A 16265-nucleotide genomic window follows, 5' to 3' on the forward strand; every position below is an offset into this window, starting at 1 on the left:
GCTCAGACCTTTCCACCGAAGGCAAAAGCCTGGTCGCCGACCAGCTTCTTGCGCAGGTAGGCCGACAGCTGATCGACCGCGACGATGGTCAGGAAGAGCAGCAATACGATCGCCAGAGTCTTGGCTTCGTGGCCGCGCGAGATCGACAGGCGCAGCACTTCGCCGATGCCGCCGCCGCCGACGGCGCCGATGATCGTCGAGGCGCGAACGTTGATCTCGAAGCGCAGCAGGAGATAGGAAATGAAGTTCGGCATCACCTGCGGGACGATGGCGAACCACACCCGCTCGGTCCAGTTGGCGCCGGCAGCACGCAGGCCTTCCTCGGGCCGCATGTCAGCATTCTCGACGACCTCGAAGTACATCTTGCCGAGCGCGCCGATAGTGTGGATCGACACCGCGATGATGGCCGGGATGGCACCGAGCGAGAAGATCGCCAGGAAGAAGCCGGCGATGACGATTTCGGGAAAGGCGCGCAACACTTCCATGAAGCGCCGCACGAAGAAGCGCAGCCAGCGGTTGGCGACGAGATTGCGCGCGGCGAGAAAGCACAGCACGAAACCGGCGCCGAAGCCGATCAGCGTGGCGACGAGCGCGATGTTCAGCGTCTCGACCATCTTGTAGAAATATTCGGGGACGTAGAACCCGTCCGTCAGGTAGATGCGCCCTTCGGGATAGTTGAACTTCAGGCTGCCGTCGTCATAGGGCGAGGGCAGGTCGAACAGGGCGCGCCAGACCTCCCAGCCGTCGCGCGGCACCAGCATGCTGATGAAGTCGAAAAAGTGCGGCAGGCGATCCCAGAACTTGCCGGCATTGGTCTCGTTGGCGAACCACAGCGAGCCGCCCATCGCGACCACCATGAAGAGGACGCCGCCCAGCGTGTAGAGGCGGCGGCGCGAGGCTAGCTCCTGCCAGTGGCGCTCGATGCCGAGGCCCGCCTCCGAGAGGCGCGTCGCGGAAGTGGCCGTGTGTTCGCTGGCGCTCATTGCGTCCCCTGCCCATGGCAAAACGCGCCGCGAGGCTGTGCCCCGCGGCGCGTCGGTTGTTGAAGGTCCCTACGAACCGATCTGCGCCTTACGGGCGTCGATGATCGGCTGGTAGAAGGCCGGGGTGACTTCGGTATAGCTCGTGTAATCGCCGCCCTGGATGGCCGAGAAGCAGGCCGGGTCGGACTTCGGCAGGTCGATCATGAACGCCTTGAACTTGTCCTTGATGCCGGCGTCCATGGTCGAGCGCACGACAATCGGGCCGTTCGGGATCAGCGGCGATTCCCAGAGCTGAACGAGGTCGTCCATGTCGAGGATGCCCTTCTCGACCATCTTGCGCAGGTTGCCCGAGGTATAGCCGTCCTTGAAGTCGCCGACGCCCGAGGCCCAGGTCGTGCCGGCATCGAAATTGCCCTTGACCACTTCAAGAACCAGGTTCTCGTGGCCGCCGCCGAAGCCGGTCTCTGCGAAGAAATCCTTGACGGGCGTGCCGCCGAGGTCGGCCGGCAGCGACGTGACGGGCACGAGGTAGCCCGAGGTGGAGTCGGGATCGGCAAAGCCGAGCTTCTTGCCCTTCATGTCTTCCAGCTTGGTCATGCCGGAATCCTTGCGGGCGACCATGACCGAATGGTAGCCGGTCGAGCCGTCGGTCTGGACCGTCGTCAGGATCGGTTCGACGGCGTCCTTGTTCTCGAGGTAGATCTTGGCATAGCCCGATGCGCCGAGTTCGGCGTAGTCGAGCGTGCCGCCGAGCAGGCCCTGGATGGTGCCGTCATAGTCGGCCGCCGGGAACAGCGAGACCTTCTCGACGCCGAGCACTTCCGGCAGCTTGTCAACCATGCACTGGAAGCTGCGCAGGCGGTCGGATTCGTTCTCGCCGCCGAGGATGCCGATGCGAAATACCTTGAGGTCTTCTGCCTGCGACGCGCCGGTCATCAGCGCGCTGATTGCGACTGCGCAGTAAAGTGCGTTCCTGAACATGGTGGTCTCTCCTGTTGAGCCGGCAGCGCCGGGGTTTGGTAGGGTGAGGGAGGGCTCCGGACGGTCAGTAGCCGGCGAAGGCCGGTTCGAGAACCGGCGCGGTCTCGCGCTTCCTGGGCTTGGGCACGTCGATGCTGGTCGATGTGATCGCCTCGGAAATCTCCGACCCGTCGGTGTCGGCGCCGTAGATCATCCGCACGGCATCGCGTGTCAGATCCTCCGGCGCGCCATCGAACACCACCTTGCCGGCCGCCATCCCGATGATGCGGCTGCAATAGGCGCGCGCGGTATCGAGCGTGTGCAGGTTGGTGATCACCGTGATGCCGTCGCGGGCGCTGATGTCGCGCAGGGAGTCCATGACGACCTTGGCGTTCATGGGGTCCAGCGAGGCGATCGGCTCGTCGGCGAGCATCGCCTTCGGCTGCTGCATCAGCGCCCTGGCGATGGCCACACGCTGCTGCTGTCCGCCCGACAGGGTTCCGGCCACCTGCAGGGCGGTCTGCGCGATGCCGAGGCGCTCGAGCGAGGCGATGGCCAGAGCCCGTTCCTCCCGCGAGAAGATGCCGAGCAGATTGGCCGCCGTCGAACGGTAGTTGAGCCGGCCGAGCAGCACGTTGGTCAGGACGTCGAGGCGCGGCACGAGGTTGAACTGCTGGAAGATCATCGCGCAGTCGCGCTGCCAGTGGCGCAGCGCGGCACCCTTCAGCGCCGAGACTTCCGTTCCGTCGAAGAAGATGGATCCCTCGCTGGGGTCTATCAGGCGGTTGATCATGCGCAGCAGCGTCGACTTGCCGGCACCCGAGCGGCCGATCACGCCGACCATCTGGCCCTGCGGGATCTCCAGCGTCACGTTGTCGACGGCGGTGTTGCCTCCGAAGCGGCGTGTCACGTCGCGTATCTGCAGCATTGGCTTCCCCGGTTCAGTGCGGCTTTTGTCCGCGTCTGGACCATTCGCCTAAACCAGCCATATGAAGGGGGCATGTCGGCCGGATTGCAGTTCTGTGACAGTCCACAGCGGCCGGCAGCGGATGGCCTGCCGCCGCTCGCCGAGTCCGATCGTGCGCGCAGGCGTGTTCCATCCTCGCCACGCCTCGTTTCCGATCTGGCCACTGTGAAGTTTGCGGGAGGCGGCGCATGGCGGCGACGTCGATCTTATTTTTTATGTGACGCGCTGCCATGCGCCGCCGGCGTCTTACCCATGCCCGTTCCGGCCCATGGGCATCCCATGAGCTGGATGCCAAGGGCGCTCGGTACGGAGCAGGGCCGGATCCGGCCCGCGCGACCACGCGGGCAAGTCCGGCGCCACACTTGCCTGGATGGAGGTCGTGGCCACCCGTTCCCACCGGCAAGCTGCGGGGAGGAGTATGCGGGCAGTTCTGCGGGTGGGGATGAAATGGCGGTCGCAAAAACTGTCGCTCGCGGCTCTCTCAGTCGGGAGAAAGCGAGGATGGTTCCGCCGCGTGCATGGTAAGACTTTGATTGGATTTAAGAAATGACGACGGGCCGGTTCAGCAGCGTTGCCGGAGCACCTGCGCAGGCTGAATCCTGGAACTCGCCAGCGGGAAAATCCCTGTCCACGTTCGGCGCCCGGCGGCTGGCGACGCCGCTTCGCCTATGCAGCGTTCGACAGTTCCGCCCGGCGCAGCGACCGCTCCAGCATCTCGACGCAGAGCGGGTCGTGCGATGTGCCGGCTCCTTCCCGCAATATGGCGAGCGCCTTCGAAACCGGCATCGCCGCGCGGTAGGGCCGGTCCGCCGTCAGCGCGTCGAAGACGTCGGCGGTCGAGATGATGCGGGTGTCGAGGTCGATCGCCTCGGCCCGCAGGCCGCGTGGATAGCCCTTGCCGTCGAGCCTTTCGTGATGGGCGCCGGCAACCTTGGAGAGATCCGCAAAGGCAGCGATCCGCGACAGGATCTGTTCCGACAGTTCCGCGTGGCGCCGCACGGCGGCCCATTCGGCTTCGTCGAGCTTTCCGGGCTTGTCGAGCACGCTGTTGCTGACACCGAGCTTGCCGATGTCGTGCAGGAGTGCGGCGCGCTTCAACCAGCGCCGGCGCTGGTGGTCGTAGCCCATTTCCTCCGCGATCAGATCGGTGAAGACGGCAACCCTTTCGCTGTGGCCGGAGGTGAACGGGCTCTTCGCGTCGATCACCCGGGCGAAGGCCTCGGCAATGTCGTCGAGATAGTCTTCATCGGCGAGCAGGGCCTGCCGGCCGGGTTCCATCTCCAGCACCTGCGCCTCGAGATCGTCGCTGGCGAGCGTCTCCCAGAAGTCTTGGCCTTGTGCAGCACTCTCGAACGCCGCGACGATGGCCGGATCGAACCAGCCGCCGGAGCGGTGGCGCGCCTCTGCGAGGGCAGCCTGGCGGCCGGCGCTGGCATGGAACACGTCGACGACCTGCGCCAGGAGCGCGATGCGCGCGAAGAGCGAGATGTCCGTGCCGGCGAGGCCAACGGGCTTGCCGCCGCCGTCCCAATGTTCGTCGAGGTCGAGGATCGCCCTGGCCACCGGCTCGGAAAAGCGCATCTGCTGCGCGATCTCGGCACCGCGCTGGCAGCGGGTCTCGATCAGGCTGCGGGCGATCTCGCCGCCATTCTGCAGGATGGCAACGATGCTGCGGAAACGCTGGGCAAGGTCGGTATTGGCGCCCGTGTGCGAGAGCACGAAGCGCAGCACCTGCGGAAGGCTGCCATCGACCAGCTTGAAGTCCCTCTTGAATGACAGGTCGTCGGCCAGATAGAGGTCGCAGATGCGCGCCGCATTGCTGCTGCAGCCGAGATCCTTGAGCAGCAGGGCGTAGTAGAGGTCCTTGAGCTCCACCTCGCCAAGGCCGAGTTGGCGTCCGATGCTGACGCCGATCCAGCAGCAGCGGACGCAATGCCCCGGCGGCTGACCCTCGGTCAGGTCGAGCGCCCGGCTGAGCGCACCGAGAATCTCGGCGAGGCGCACTTCCGTGCTCATTGACGCAGCCCTCGTGGCATCATTGTCGTCGGTCTGGTGTCATGGCTTGCCGTTGTTGTCGCATCCTGACGACAGATAGAGCGTGGCCGGCCGTTTGGATCATTCCGGCCTCATGAATGCGCGTTCGGCGTTAACGGAGTGTGACGCCGTTCCTCGGTCGCACCGCCGCTAGCGACTTAGGATTTGCTATGCCCTTAAAGGAATTTCAATCTGTGCGCGCATAATTGCCTGGCGGGCGAGTGGTCAGGATTTCGGTCGCGAGCGATCGCGAACGACGACCCACGTACGTCATCTGCAGAAGAGTTCGGGCGAGCGATCCGATCCGGTACAGGAAGGGTTCCTGGATGCGTGTCATCACGTGCGTTTTCACGCTTCACAATCTCTGGCTGGTGGCCCTGGCCGCTGTCGTGTGCGTCGGCGGAGGCTGGGTTGCACTGGAACTGCTGCGCCGCGCGCGCGCCCGGCAAGGGGTGCAGCGCGCAGGATGGCTCTTCCTTGCAGCGATCGCGGCAGGTGCATCGGTCTGGTGCACGCACTTCATCGCCATGCTTGCCTACGACGCCCAGGCGCCGGTCACCTTCGACCCCCTGCTGACGATGACTTCGCTCCTCCTGGTCATTGGCGGCAGCCTGCTGGCCTTCCGCACGGGTATTGAAGGCTCGATGTCCAAGATCGGCGCCTCCGGAGCATTCCTCGGACTGTCGATCGCGGCAATGCACTATGCCGGCATGACCGCCTACCATGTCGACGGCATCGTGGATTGGGACGGCTACTATGTCCTCGCCTCGGTGGTCATCTCTGCCGCGTGCGGTGCTGCGTCGCTGGTCGCCCTGCACAAGCAGAGGCGTTACTTCGGCCTGCTGATGTTCGTGGCGGCAGTGGTCGGCCTGCATTTCACCGGAATGACCGCCGTTTCGGTGACGCCCTTCGTCACCGGCGCCCCATTGGCCGATGCGGCTGCCGTCGCGGCGATGGCGGTCGCCGTGGCCGGCGTAGCGATGCTCATCGTCGCCACCGGTGTCGCCAGCTACATGATCGACAATGACACTGCTGAAAAGAACGTCGAGACGCTGCGCCAGATGGCGCTGAACGACGCGCTGACGGGCCTTCCCAACCGTACCAGCTATGCCGACTATCTCGAGCACGAGCTCGGGCGGGCAAGGCTTGACGGCAAGCACGTCGCCGTCATCGGCATGGATCTCAACAACTTCAAGGAGATAAACGACCTGCGTGGCCATGATGCAGGTGATCAGGCGTTGAAGATCATCGGTGGCAGGCTTGTCTCGATGCTCCGGGACGGCGAGTTCGTGGCCCGTATCGGCGGCGACGAGTTCTCGGCGCTGAAGCGTTTCACCGACCACCGCGACCTGCTCGATTTCGTGGCACGGCTTGAACGGGAGCTGTTCGCCTCAATGCGCATCGAGGACTTCGATGTGGTGCCCGGCGCGAGCATTGGCGTTTCCGTCTTTCCCAATGACGGCGACACAGCCGCTCGCCTGATCGGCAACGCCGACCTGGCCATGTACCGGGCGAAGGGCGACGTGACGCGTGCTGTCTGCTTCTAGAGGCTGACATGGACGAACTGGCGCGCGCCCGTCGCAACCTGTCCCTCGACCTTCGGCGCGCCATCGAACTCGACCAGCTCGAACTGCACTACCAGGTCCAGGCCAGCGTTTCCGGCAAGCAGGTCTTGGGCCACGAGGTGTTGCTGCGCTGGAAGCATCACGAGCGAGGCTTCATCCCGCCTGCCGAGTTCATCCCGCTTGCCGAGGAGACGGGCACGATCCTGGTCATCGGCGAATGGGTCCTGCGGGAAGCCTGCAGCGAGGCGGCAGGCTGGACCGACGGCGGCAAGATTGCGGTGAACATCTCCGCCGTCCAACTCGCCAACGCCGACCTGCCGAGGCTTGTACACCAGGTGCTTCTCGACACCGGCCTGCCGGCCTCCCGGCTTGAACTCGAGATCACGGAATCCTCGATCATTCAGGACAAGGCCCGCTCGCTTCACGCCCTGAGGCAGATCAGGGCGCTCGGGGTCACGATAGCGATCGACGACTTCGGAACCGGCTATTCGTCGCTTGAGACGCTGCGCTCTTTCCCGTTCGACCGGATCAAGCTCGACCGTTCCTTCATGACCGAACTGGAGCATAGCCAGCAGGCGCGTGCCATCGTGCGCGCCGTGCTCGCCTTGGTAAAGAGCCTCGACATCAGCGTGCTGGCCGAGGGCGTGGAGACAAGGGAGCAGCTGGAACTTCTGGAGTCGGAGGGCTGCAACGAGGCCCAGGGCTATTTTCTCGGTCGTCCGCAACCGCGCGGCGCTGTCGAATCCGATGCCGTAACTGTCGCCGCCGTCGCCTAGCGGCCGACGCCGAACAGGCGGTCGCCTAGCCGCCGTGCTTCTCGAGGAAGGCCTCGGCATCCAGCGTGCGGAAATCGTCGAGCGCGGCGCGAATCGCGGCATGCTCCCACTCCCACCAGGCGAGCGCCTGATAGCGTTCCGCCGTCCGGCGGTCGAAGCGCTCGCGGATCGGCTTGGCGGGCACGCCGCCGACGATCGTGTAGGGCGCGACGTCCTTCGACACGACCGCACCTGCGCCGACCACCGCGCCGTCGCCGACCGTGACGCCGGGCAGGATGGTCGAGCCGTGGCCGAGCCAGGTGTCGTGGCCGATCTTCACTGCATTGGAGCGCCGCCAGTCGAAGAACTCGGCCTCATGCTCGGCGTCGTCCCAGTAGTCGGACGCACGGTAGGTGAAATGGTGCAGTGTCGGGCGCCAGGTCGGGTGGTTGGTGGCGTTGATCCGGACGGCGGCGGCGATGTTTGAAAACTTGCCGATCTGCGCGCACCAGACTCCGCAATCCTGGACGATGTAGGAGTAGTCGCCGAGCGAGGAATCGATGAAGTTCGTGCGCGCGCCGATCTCGGTGTAGCGGCCGAGCGTCGAGCCCGAGACGTCGGCGCTGTCGTCGACCAGCGGCGATACCGACAGCTTGCTCATGCGGCAGCCTTTCCCGGCGCGAAACCGGTGACGTCGATGACCCGGTCGGCCACCGCCTCGCGCACGTCTGCATCGTGGAAGATGCCGAGCAGCGCGACGCCCTCGCTCTTCTTGCGCGCGATCATCTCGACCACGACCTCGCGGTTCTTCGCGTCGAGCGAAGCCGTCGGTTCGTCGAGCAGCAGGACCGGGTGCGGCGTGATGAAGCCGCGCGCGATGTTGACGCGTTGCTGCTCGCCGCCCGAGAAGGTCGCCGGCGGCAGGCTCCACAGCCGCTCGGGCAGGTTCAGGCTGGCCAGCAGGTCGCGTGCCCGCTCGCGTGCCTTCTCCCTGTCGGTGCCGAGCGTGACCAGCGGTTCGGCAACCACGTCGAGGGACGAGACGCGCGGCACGGTGCGCAGGAACTGGCTGACATAGCCGATCGTGTCGCGCCGGACCGCCAGCACCGTGCGCGGGCTGGCACTGGCGAGGTCGATCAGCTGGTCACCGTGACGGACGATGATCTGGCCGGCGTCGGCCGAATAGTTGCCGTAGAGCATTTTGAGGATCGAGCTCTTGCCGGCGCCGGACGGCCCGCCGAGGACGGCGCACTCGCCTGCCTTGACGGCGAAGGAGACGTTGGCGACGACCGGCAGGAGGATGCCGTCGCGCAGGTGCATGGTGAAGCTTTTCGAGACTTCGGAGACGACGATCGGCGTTGCCATGATCAGACCTGCAGGATCGAGGAGACGAGGAGCTGGGTGTAGGGCGCGCGCGGGTCGTCGAGCACGCGGTCGGTGAGGCCGGTCTCCACCACGTGGCCGTCCTTCATCACCATCATGCGGTGCGACAGGAGCCTCGCCACCGCGAGGTCGTGCGTGACCACGACGGCGGCGAGGCCCAGATCGTTGACCAGGCCGCGAAGCAGATCGAGCAGGCGTGCCTGTACCGAGACGTCGAGCCCGCCGGTCGGCTCGTCCATGAAGACCAGGCGCGGACCGGTGACGAGGTTGCGGGCGATCTGCAGGCGCTGGCGCATGCCGCCGGAAAAGGCGCGCGGCTCGTCGTCGACGCGGTCCTCGCCGATCTCGACGCGGCCGAGCCAGTCGACCGCGGTGGCGCGGATGTTGCCGTAGTGGCGGTCGCCGATCGCCATCAGCCGCTCGCCGACATTGGCGCCCGCCGACACCGTCATGCGCAGGCCATCGGCCGGGTTCTGGTGCACGAAGCCCCAGTCGGTGCGCATCAGGAAGCGGCGCTCGGCCTCGCTCATGCGGTAGAGGTCGCGGTAGGCGCCGTCGCGCATCCTGTAGGACACCGAGCCTGACGTGGGCATCAGCCGCGTCGAGATGCAGTTGAGCAGCGTCGTCTTGCCCGAGCCGGACTCACCGACGACGGCCAGCACCTCGCCGGGCCAGAGGTCGAAGGAGACATCCTCGCAGCCGATGCGCGAGCCATAGAATTTCGACAGCGAGGAAACGCGCAGCAGGGGTTCGTCGGTCGTCATCAGGCAATCTCCCCGGCCAGTTCGCCGCGATGGCCCTCGGCCTGGCGTTTCTCGCAATGGTCGGTGTCCGAGCAGACGAACATGCGCCCGCCCCGGTCATCGAGGATCACCTCGTCGAGATAGACGTTCTCGGCGGCGCAGAGCGCGCAGGGCTTGTCGAAGGTCTGCACCTCGAAGGGATGGTCCTCGAAATCGAGGCTGACCACCTCGGTGAATGGCGGGATCGCATAGATGCGCTTCTCGCGGCCGGCGCCGAACAGCTGCAGCGCCGCCGACATGTGCATCTTCGGATTGTCGAATTTCGGGGTCGGCGAGGGGTCCATGACATAGCGGCCCTCGACCTTGACCGGATAGGCGTAGGTCGTGGCGATGCGGCCGTGCCGGGCGATGTCCTCGTAGAGCTTCACATGCATCAGCCCGTATTCCTCCAGCGCGTGCATCTTGCGGGTCTCGGTCTCGCGCGGTTCGAGGAAGCGAAGCGGCTCGGGGATCGGCACCTGATAGACCAGCGTCTGCCCGGCCGTCAGCGGCAGTTCGGGGATGCGGTGACGCGTCTGGATGATCGTCGCCCGGGCGGTTTCGGTCGTCGTCTCGACCGCTGCCACCTTGCGGAAGAAGTTGCGGATCGAGACCGCGTTGGTGGTGTCGTCGGCGCCCTGGTCGATGACCTTCAGCACATCGTCCGGGCCGATGATGGCCGCGGTCACCTGCACGCCGCCGGTGCCCCAGCCATAGGGCATCGGCATCTCGCGCGAGGCGAAGGGCACCTGGTAGCCGGGGATGGCGATGCCCTTGAGGATCGCCCGACGGATCATCCGCTTCGTCTGCTCGTCAAGATAGGCGAAGTTGTAGGTCGCGATGTCCTTGTCCAGCGCGCTCATTCCGCGGCCTCCTTCGTCGTGGCGTCCGTCCCGTTCTCCGCCTCGTGGTCGGCACGCATCCGACGCACGAGGTCGAGTTCGGCCTGGAAGTCGACATAGTGCGGCAGCTTGAGGTGCTCGACGAAGCCGGTCGCCTGCACGTTGTCGGAATGCGAGATGACGAACTCCTCGTCCTGCGCCGCCGCGGTGATGTCCTCGCCGAGTTCGCGGGCGCGCAGCGCCCGGTCGCAGAGCGACATGGCCATCGCCTTGCGCTCGCTCTGGCCGAAGACCAGCCCGTAGCCGCGGGTGAACTGCGGCGGCTGCTTTGCAGACCCTTTGAACTGGTTGACCATCTGGCACTCGGTGACGCGGATGCGGCCGAGCGTCACCGGAAAGTCCAGCTCCGGAACATCGAGCTCGAGTTCGACTTCGCCGATGCGGATCTCGCCGACGAAGGGATGGCTGCGCGCATAGCCGCGCTGCGTCGAATAGGCGAGCGCCAGCAGAAAACCCTCGTCGCCGCGCGACAGCGCCTGCAGACGGGCGTCGCGCTCGAGCGGGAACTCCAGCGGCTCGCGCGTGATGTCGCCGGTGACATGGCCGGCCGGCAGGTCGCCGTCGCTCTCGATCAGGTCCTCTCCGGCGAGCAGGTCCGAGACGCGCGGCATCGCCTCGGGTTCGATGTCGCGCTGTTCGGGCTCCTCCACGGGCGCGCCGGTGGCAAGCTCCGGGTCGAGCAGCCGGTGCGTGTAGTCGAAGGTCGGCCCGAGCATCTGGCCGCCGGGCAGATCCTTGTAGGTGGCGGAGATGCGCCGCTCCGCATGCATGGCGGCGGTGTCGACCGGCCGCGTGTAGCCGAAGCGGGGCAGGGTGGTGCGGTAGGCGCGCACCAGGAAGATCGCCTCGATGAGGTCGCCGCGCGCCTGCACGATGGCGAGTGCGGCGAGCTCGCGGTCATAGAGCGAGCCCTCGCTCATCACGCGGTCGACGCCGAGGCCGAGCTGCTCGACGATCTGGTCGAGGCGCAGCGCCGGCACGCTGCGGTCACCGCGCCTGCGGTCGGCGAGCAGCCTGTGGGCGTTGCGGATGGCGGCTTCCCCGCCCTTGACGGCTACATACATGGTTTCATGCCTCCGAGGCGCGGATGCGGGTGCTGCGCGGCAGGCAGGCAATGCCATCCCCGGCAGCAAGGATCAGATCGACGCCGCGCGGAAAGCGGGCGCGGTTCTGCTTCCACTGCTCGATGAAATGGCGCGGCAGCGGCGTCGGCGCGAGCGTGGCGACGCGCTCGATCCCCGGCCCCTCGAAGAGCAGCGTCTCGCCCGCCGTCAGGCTCGCAACCTGGAAGACGAGCGTGGTCGAGCGGTCGGGATATTCCTGCGTGCCTTGCGCGAAATTCTCGAGCGCCATCAGGCTTGCAGGGTCGGCGACGAGCGCGAAATGCGCGTCGGCCGGCGTGTGGGCAAGCGGCGCGCCGGTGTGGAAGCCGATCCAGCTTGCGACCGCTTCCGAGGCGCGCAGCGATGCGTCGAGCCAGACCGGCGTATCCTGGTCGCAGAGCGTCAGCGCGATGGCCGCGGCCGTCGGCGACAGCGGCGCAGGCGGCCCGGCAAGGGATGCAACGGGCGATACGGTTCCCGGCCGCGCCATGGCGTCCATGACCGAGCGAAACACGCTCTGCGCGTTGAAGACGGGATCGCCGAACCCGCCGGTGATGTGTTCGGCCAGCACCATCAGTCTTCTCCCCGCACCATGGTGAAGAAATCGACCCGGGTCGCCGCCGTTTCGGCATGCTTGCGGGCGTCGGCCATGGTCGCCAGTTGCGCAAGCGGCAGCACGATCTTCTGCTCGACCGCCGGCCGTGTCTCGTCGCTGCACCAGAGCGCGTCGAGGATCGCGGCGAGCCGCACCTTTTCCTTGTCGCGGCCAAGCGCGAAGGCGTGGCCGATCTGGCCGGAGGGCAGGCGCACCGTTGCCCGCGTGACCGTCGCTTCCCCGGTGTTGAAGACGGCGCCGCCGCCGCCGATCCGGCCGCGCACCGTCACCAGCCCGGTCTCTGGCCCGCGCATCGTTTCGGACTCGAGCGGCAGGCCGGCGTCCTGTGCGAGCTGCCTGAGCTGATCGCCGGTCGCACCGGCGAAGGCCGCCATCGCCGCCTTGCGCGCCGCGTCGGCATTCTTTTCCAATCCACGTTCTGGCTGCATGGCAATCGCTCTCGGTTGACAATTTGTCTATTGATATAGACAACTATACAAATTATGCATATTTGCTACCGCGTGTCGATGACGCCTGCATGACAGGTTCCGGGAAATGACGATCGAAGCCGAAAAACTGATGGAGCGCCGCCACGGCATTGCGCTCTGGCGGCAGATTGCCGACCAGATCCGCCTTGCCATCGGGACCGGCGAATTTGTCGAGACGCTGCCGCCGGAGATGGCGCTGGCGGATCGCTTCGGCGTCAACCGGCACACGGTGCGCGGCGCGATCGCAGCGCTCGTGCAGGAGGGCGTCCTGCGCGCCGAGCAAGGCCGCGGCACCTTTGTCGAGAACCGCAAGCGCTTCGCCTATCCGATCGGCGTCCGGACCCGCTTCTCGGAGGGACTGAAGGACCAGGCGCGGGAACGGCGGGGCAGCCTGCTTGGGCATTCGGTCGAGGCGGCGGATGCCCGGATCGCCGTCGCTCTCGGGCTCGACGTGGGGACGCCGGTACTGAGGCTGGAGACGCTGAGCGAGGCCGATGGCCGCCCGGTCTCGCGCGCCACGAGCTTCTTCGACGCAGCCCGCTTCGACGGTCTTGAAAAGGCCTATGCCGCATCGGGGTCGATCACCGCGGCCTTCCGCGACTTCGGCGTGAGCGACTATTTCCGCCGCTCGACCAATGTCTCGGCGCGCCACGCCACGGCGTCGGACCTGGCCGACCTGCGCCTGTCGCCGGGCGCCATCGTGCTGGTGACCACCTATGTGAATGTCGCTCCCGACGAGGCGCCGGTGCAGTATTCGGAGACCCGCTTCGCGGCCGATCGCGTGGAACTCTCGGTGGCCTAGGCCTCGGCTGCCAGCCGCACCAGCGCGTTCAGCATCAGGTCGGCTGCCTTCTCGATGTCGGCCCAGTCGCTCCACTCCTGCGGCGCGTGGCTGATGCCGCCGCGGCTTGGCACGAAGACAAGCCCCGCCGGGCACAGCGTTTGCATCGTCTGCGCGTCGTGACCGGCGCCGGACGGCATGTCGAGCGCCGCCAGCCCGAGCCTCTCGGCCTCCTCGGCAAGCATCGCATGGAGCCCCGCATCGAGCTGTGCGGGTTCGAGCCAGCTCTTCTCCTCGATCGTGAAGCGCAGGTGATGGGCGCCGGCTGCCGCCTCGATGCTGTCGGCGATGGCAGCGCGCAGGCGCTGCATGACGTCCTGCGACGTGTCGCGGATGATGATCGAGAATTCGGCGGCGCCCGGGACGGTGTGCGGGACGTTCGGGCCGAGTTCCACCTTGCCGATGGTGATGCGGCTCTGGTCCGTGCCGCTTGCGGCGATGGCCTGCGGGATCGTGACGGCGAAGGCGGCGAGGCCGGCGAAGGCGTCCGCGCGCATGTCCATCGGCGTGGTGCCGGAGTGGTTGGCGGTTCCCTCATAGCGGACCTGCAGGTTGCAGACTCCCGAGATCGCGTTGACGATGCCGATGGGAATCCGGGCCCGCTCAAGTATCGGCCCCTGTTCGATATGGAGTTCGAGGAAGGCCTTGATCGAGCCGGGCGACCACGCGGCAGCCGGCGCGCCATGCGCATCGAGCCCCCGACGCGCCATCTCCCCGACCAGGCCGATGCCGTCGCTGTCGCTCGCCTGGTCGATCCATTCGCGGGTCACGGCGCCGGCGATGGTCTGCGACCCGAGCATGCCGCCGAACCGACCCTCTTCCTCGGCGGTCGCCACCACGGTGATTGCGCAGCGCGGCTCGATCCCTGCGTCCTTCATGGCGCGCACGCATTCCAGCGCCACGCAGGCGCCAAGCGAACCGTCGAAGGCGCCGCCTTCGGGTACCGTGTCGAGATGCGAGCCGGTCATGATGCAGGGACCGTCCGTCGGCCCGAAGCGCCCGAAGAGATTGTTCACGCAGTCACGGGTGACCGAGAGGCCGTCCCTTGCCATCTCCGCGGCGAACCAGTCGCGCACCGCCATGTCCTCCGGCGAATAGCCGATCCGGTTGTAGCCGCCGCTCAGCGCGTTCAAACCGAACGCGTTGATCCCGTCGAACAGGCGCCGCAGCCGGCCGGAATCGATGCTGGGCTTGGGATGGTTCATGGTCGACGCGCCGCTCCTCCCGTTGGTGGCTTGCAGACCGGCTCATGACTGCACAAAAATTTATCATAATAAATACTTGCCTTACCTTAAATTTTGCGAATTAATTGTCTTCCATCTGAAACGATGGAGATCGCCATGAAGAGATTTCTGGCCGCCATGGTGGCATCTGCGCTGCTCGCCTTCGCAGCGCCCGCCCATGCCCAGACGCCGCCCAACGTGCTTGTCGTGGGCCAGATTGCCGAGCCGAAATCGCTTGATCCGCATGCGGTGACGGCGGTCAACGACTTCCGCATCCTCATGAACGTCTATGACGGGCTGGTGCGCTACAAGGACGCCACGCTGGAAGTCGAGCCCGCGCTGGCCGAGAGCTGGACGATCTCGGACGACGGCACGACCTACACCTTCAAGCTGCGCGCCGGCGTGACGTTTCACGACGGCTCGGCGTTCAACGCCGAGGCGGTCAAGTTCAACTTCGACCGAATGCTCGACGAGAACCATCCCGCGCATGACACCGGGCCTTTCCCGCTCTCCTTCTTCTTCTCCTCGGTCGATACGGTCACCGCCGTCGACAACCTGACGGTCGAGTTCAAGCTGAAGGAGCCCTATGCGCCTTTCCTCTCCAACCTCGCCTATCCGACCGGCCTGATCGTCTCGCCGGACGCGGTGACGAAGAACGGCAAGGAGTTCGGGCGTAACCCGGCGGGCACGGGCGCTTTCAAGTTCGCCGAGTGGGAAGCCAACGCCAAGGTGGTCGTCACCCGCAACGACGACTACTGGGATGGCGCACCGCGGCTAGAGGCGGTCATCTACCGGCCGATCACCGACGCCAACACGCGCATTGCAGAGATGCTTTCGGGCGGTCTCGACATCATGGTCGAGGTGCCGCCGGACAGCCTGCAGCAGTTCCGCACCGACGGCCAGTTCGTCGTCCAGGAACAGGCCGGCCCGCACGTCTGGTTCCTGATCCTGAACACCAAGGAAGGGCCCTTCGCCAACAAGGCCGTCAGGCAGGCCGCCAATTACGCCATCAACAAGACGGCGCTGGTGGACAACATCCTACAGGGCACCGCCGAGGTTGCGGCCGGACCGACCCCACCGGCCTTCGCCTGGGCCTATAACGAGGATCTTGAGCCCTATGCCTACGATCCCGACAAGGCCAAGGCGCTGCTCAAGGAGGCTGGCTACAACGGCGAGCCGGTGACCTTCTACGTCACCGAGGGCGGTTCCGGCATGCTCGATCCGATCGCCATGGGCACCGCCATCCAGGCCGACCTGAAGGCCGTCGGCATGGAGGTGAACATCGAGACCTACGAGTGGAACACCTTCCTCGGCAAGGTCAATCCAGGTCTCGAAGGCAAGGCCGACATGGCCGAGATGGCCTGGATGACCAACGATCCGGACACGCTGCCATTCCTCGCGCTACGCACCGAAGCGATGCCCGACAAGGGCGGCTTCAACTCCGGCTACTACTCCAACCCGAAGGTCGACGAGCTTCTGGAAGCCGCGCGCCGTTCGACCGACCAGGACGAACGCGCCAAGCTCTACAAGGAGATGCAGACCGTGGTGCAGGAAGACGCCCCCTGGGTCTTCGTCGCCAACTGGAAGCAGAACGCCGTGACCAAGGCATCGGTGGCGAACTTCAAGCTCCAGCCGTCCTTCTTCCTGATGCTGCAGAAGGTCGCCAAGCCGCAGTGACCGTATC

14 protein-coding genes and 1 pseudogene are annotated in these 16265 nt (G+C 66.1%); 3 read left to right on the forward strand and 12 right to left on the reverse strand.

Annotation, left to right across the window (positions count from 1 at the left end):
- Positions 1-2 precede the first annotated feature (2 nt).
- The 4 genes from phnE to ACT2BZ_RS11240 form a co-directional block, all read right to left on the reverse strand.
- Positions 3-983, reverse strand: a complete 981-nt coding sequence (phnE, locus tag ACT2BZ_RS11225; protein ID WP_457941056.1) for a phosphonate ABC transporter, permease protein PhnE — start codon at positions 981-983, stop codon at positions 3-5.
- A gap of 69 nt (positions 984-1052) precedes the next feature.
- A complete protein-coding gene (gene phnD, locus ACT2BZ_RS11230; protein WP_457941057.1) occupies positions 1053-1964 on the reverse strand; it encodes a phosphonate ABC transporter substrate-binding protein in 912 nt (303 codons plus the stop codon).
- Between the two features lie 64 nt (positions 1965-2028).
- On the reverse strand, positions 2029-2871 hold the full coding sequence (gene phnC, locus ACT2BZ_RS11235) for a phosphonate ABC transporter ATP-binding protein (RefSeq protein WP_457941058.1): 843 nt from the start codon (positions 2869-2871) through the stop codon (positions 2029-2031).
- 705 nt (positions 2872-3576) lie between these two features.
- The gene (locus tag ACT2BZ_RS11240) at positions 3577-4926 is read right to left on the reverse strand and encodes an HD-GYP domain-containing protein (protein ID WP_457941059.1); all 1350 of its coding nucleotides are present in this window, start codon (positions 4924-4926) and stop codon (positions 3577-3579) included.
- A gap of 344 nt (positions 4927-5270) precedes the next feature.
- Between ACT2BZ_RS11240 and ACT2BZ_RS11245 the strand changes: the two are divergent.
- Positions 5271-7285, forward strand: a pseudogene (locus tag ACT2BZ_RS11245) (putative bifunctional diguanylate cyclase/phosphodiesterase).
- 25 nt (positions 7286-7310) lie between these two features.
- On the opposite strand, the gene ACT2BZ_RS11250 reads toward ACT2BZ_RS11245, so the two are convergent.
- Genes ACT2BZ_RS11250 through phnG form a run of 7 tightly spaced genes read right to left on the reverse strand, consistent with a single transcriptional unit; the run spans position 7311 to position 12478 of the window.
- Positions 7311-7925 (reverse strand): DapH/DapD/GlmU-related protein, encoded by a 615-nt coding sequence (locus ACT2BZ_RS11250; RefSeq protein WP_457941060.1) that lies wholly within the window; start codon positions 7923-7925, stop codon positions 7311-7313.
- Complete coding sequence (phnL, locus tag ACT2BZ_RS11255; RefSeq protein WP_457941061.1) at positions 7922-8629, reverse strand: phosphonate C-P lyase system protein PhnL; 708 nt, start codon at positions 8627-8629, stop codon at positions 7922-7924. The genes ACT2BZ_RS11250 and phnL overlap by 4 nt, the downstream gene beginning before the upstream one ends.
- Positions 8630-8631: 2 nt before the next feature.
- Positions 8632-9411 carry a phosphonate C-P lyase system protein PhnK gene (gene phnK / locus ACT2BZ_RS11260; protein ID WP_457941062.1) on the reverse strand — a complete coding sequence of 260 codons (780 nt, stop codon included), beginning with the start codon at positions 9409-9411 and terminating at the stop codon, positions 8632-8634.
- Positions 9411-10292: an alpha-D-ribose 1-methylphosphonate 5-phosphate C-P-lyase PhnJ gene (locus ACT2BZ_RS11265; RefSeq protein ID WP_457941063.1), complete on the reverse strand. Its 882-nt coding sequence runs from the start codon at positions 10290-10292 to the stop codon at positions 9411-9413. Before ACT2BZ_RS11265 ends, phnK begins: the two co-directional genes overlap by 1 nt.
- Positions 10289-11395 carry a carbon-phosphorus lyase complex subunit PhnI gene (locus tag ACT2BZ_RS11270; protein WP_457941064.1) on the reverse strand — a complete coding sequence of 369 codons (1107 nt, stop codon included), beginning with the start codon at positions 11393-11395 and terminating at the stop codon, positions 10289-10291. Before ACT2BZ_RS11270 ends, ACT2BZ_RS11265 begins: the two co-directional genes overlap by 4 nt.
- A 4-nt stretch (positions 11396-11399) precedes the next feature.
- On the reverse strand, positions 11400-12008 hold the full coding sequence (gene phnH / locus ACT2BZ_RS11275; RefSeq protein WP_457941065.1) for a phosphonate C-P lyase system protein PhnH: 609 nt from the start codon (positions 12006-12008) through the stop codon (positions 11400-11402).
- Entirely contained in the window at positions 12008-12478 is a 471-nt protein-coding gene (phnG, locus tag ACT2BZ_RS11280) for a phosphonate C-P lyase system protein PhnG (RefSeq protein ID WP_457941066.1), read from the reverse strand. Before phnG ends, phnH begins: the two co-directional genes overlap by 1 nt.
- A 106-nt stretch (positions 12479-12584) precedes the next feature.
- On the opposite strand from phnG, the gene phnF reads away from it, so the two are divergent.
- Positions 12585-13319 carry a phosphonate metabolism transcriptional regulator PhnF gene (gene phnF, locus ACT2BZ_RS11285; RefSeq protein ID WP_457941067.1) on the forward strand — a complete coding sequence of 245 codons (735 nt, stop codon included), beginning with the start codon at positions 12585-12587 and terminating at the stop codon, positions 13317-13319.
- On the opposite strand, the gene ACT2BZ_RS11290 is transcribed toward phnF, so the two are convergent.
- Positions 13316-14563 carry an allantoate amidohydrolase gene (locus tag ACT2BZ_RS11290; RefSeq protein ID WP_457941068.1) on the reverse strand — a complete coding sequence of 416 codons (1248 nt, stop codon included), beginning with the start codon at positions 14561-14563 and terminating at the stop codon, positions 13316-13318. The genes phnF and ACT2BZ_RS11290 overlap by 4 nt on opposite strands.
- Before the next feature lie 135 nt (positions 14564-14698).
- On the opposite strand from ACT2BZ_RS11290, the gene ACT2BZ_RS11295 reads away from it, so the two are divergent.
- Entirely contained in the window at positions 14699-16258 is a 1560-nt protein-coding gene (locus ACT2BZ_RS11295; RefSeq protein WP_457941069.1) for an ABC transporter substrate-binding protein, read from the forward strand.
- The last annotated feature ends 7 nt before the right edge of the window (positions 16259-16265 follow it).

It is taken from the genome of Mesorhizobium sp. 10J20-29 (genome assembly GCF_054130485.1).

Bases quoted from the DNA above. Each gene is read 5' to 3' on its own strand.
- phnE (WP_457941056.1), bottom strand. From the start codon at position 983: ATGAGCGCCAGCGAACACACGGCCACTTCCGCGACGCGCCTCTCGGAG.
- phnD (WP_457941057.1), bottom strand. From the start codon at position 1,964: ATGTTCAGGAACGCACTTTACTGCGCAGTCGCAATCAGCGCGCTGATG.
- phnC (WP_457941058.1), bottom strand. From the start codon at position 2,871: ATGCTGCAGATACGCGACGTGACACGCCGCTTCGGAGGCAACACCGCC.
- ACT2BZ_RS11240 (WP_457941059.1), bottom strand. From the start codon at position 4,926: ATGAGCACGGAAGTGCGCCTCGCCGAGATTCTCGGTGCGCTCAGCCGG.
- ACT2BZ_RS11250 (WP_457941060.1), bottom strand. From the start codon at position 7,925: ATGAGCAAGCTGTCGGTATCGCCGCTGGTCGACGACAGCGCCGACGTC.
- phnL (WP_457941061.1), bottom strand. From the start codon at position 8,629: ATGGCAACGCCGATCGTCGTCTCCGAAGTCTCGAAAAGCTTCACCATG.
- phnK (WP_457941062.1), bottom strand. From the start codon at position 9,411: ATGACGACCGACGAACCCCTGCTGCGCGTTTCCTCGCTGTCGAAATTC.
- ACT2BZ_RS11265 (WP_457941063.1), bottom strand. From the start codon at position 10,292: ATGAGCGCGCTGGACAAGGACATCGCGACCTACAACTTCGCCTATCTT.
- ACT2BZ_RS11270 (WP_457941064.1), bottom strand. From the start codon at position 11,395: ATGTATGTAGCCGTCAAGGGCGGGGAAGCCGCCATCCGCAACGCCCAC.
- phnH (WP_457941065.1), bottom strand. From the start codon at position 12,008: ATGGTGCTGGCCGAACACATCACCGGCGGGTTCGGCGATCCCGTCTTC.
- phnG (WP_457941066.1), bottom strand. From the start codon at position 12,478: ATGCAGCCAGAACGTGGATTGGAAAAGAATGCCGACGCGGCGCGCAAG.
- phnF (WP_457941067.1), top strand. From the start codon at position 12,585: ATGACGATCGAAGCCGAAAAACTGATGGAGCGCCGCCACGGCATTGCG.
- ACT2BZ_RS11290 (WP_457941068.1), bottom strand. From the start codon at position 14,563: ATGAACCATCCCAAGCCCAGCATCGATTCCGGCCGGCTGCGGCGCCTG.
- ACT2BZ_RS11295 (WP_457941069.1), top strand. From the start codon at position 14,699: ATGAAGAGATTTCTGGCCGCCATGGTGGCATCTGCGCTGCTCGCCTTC.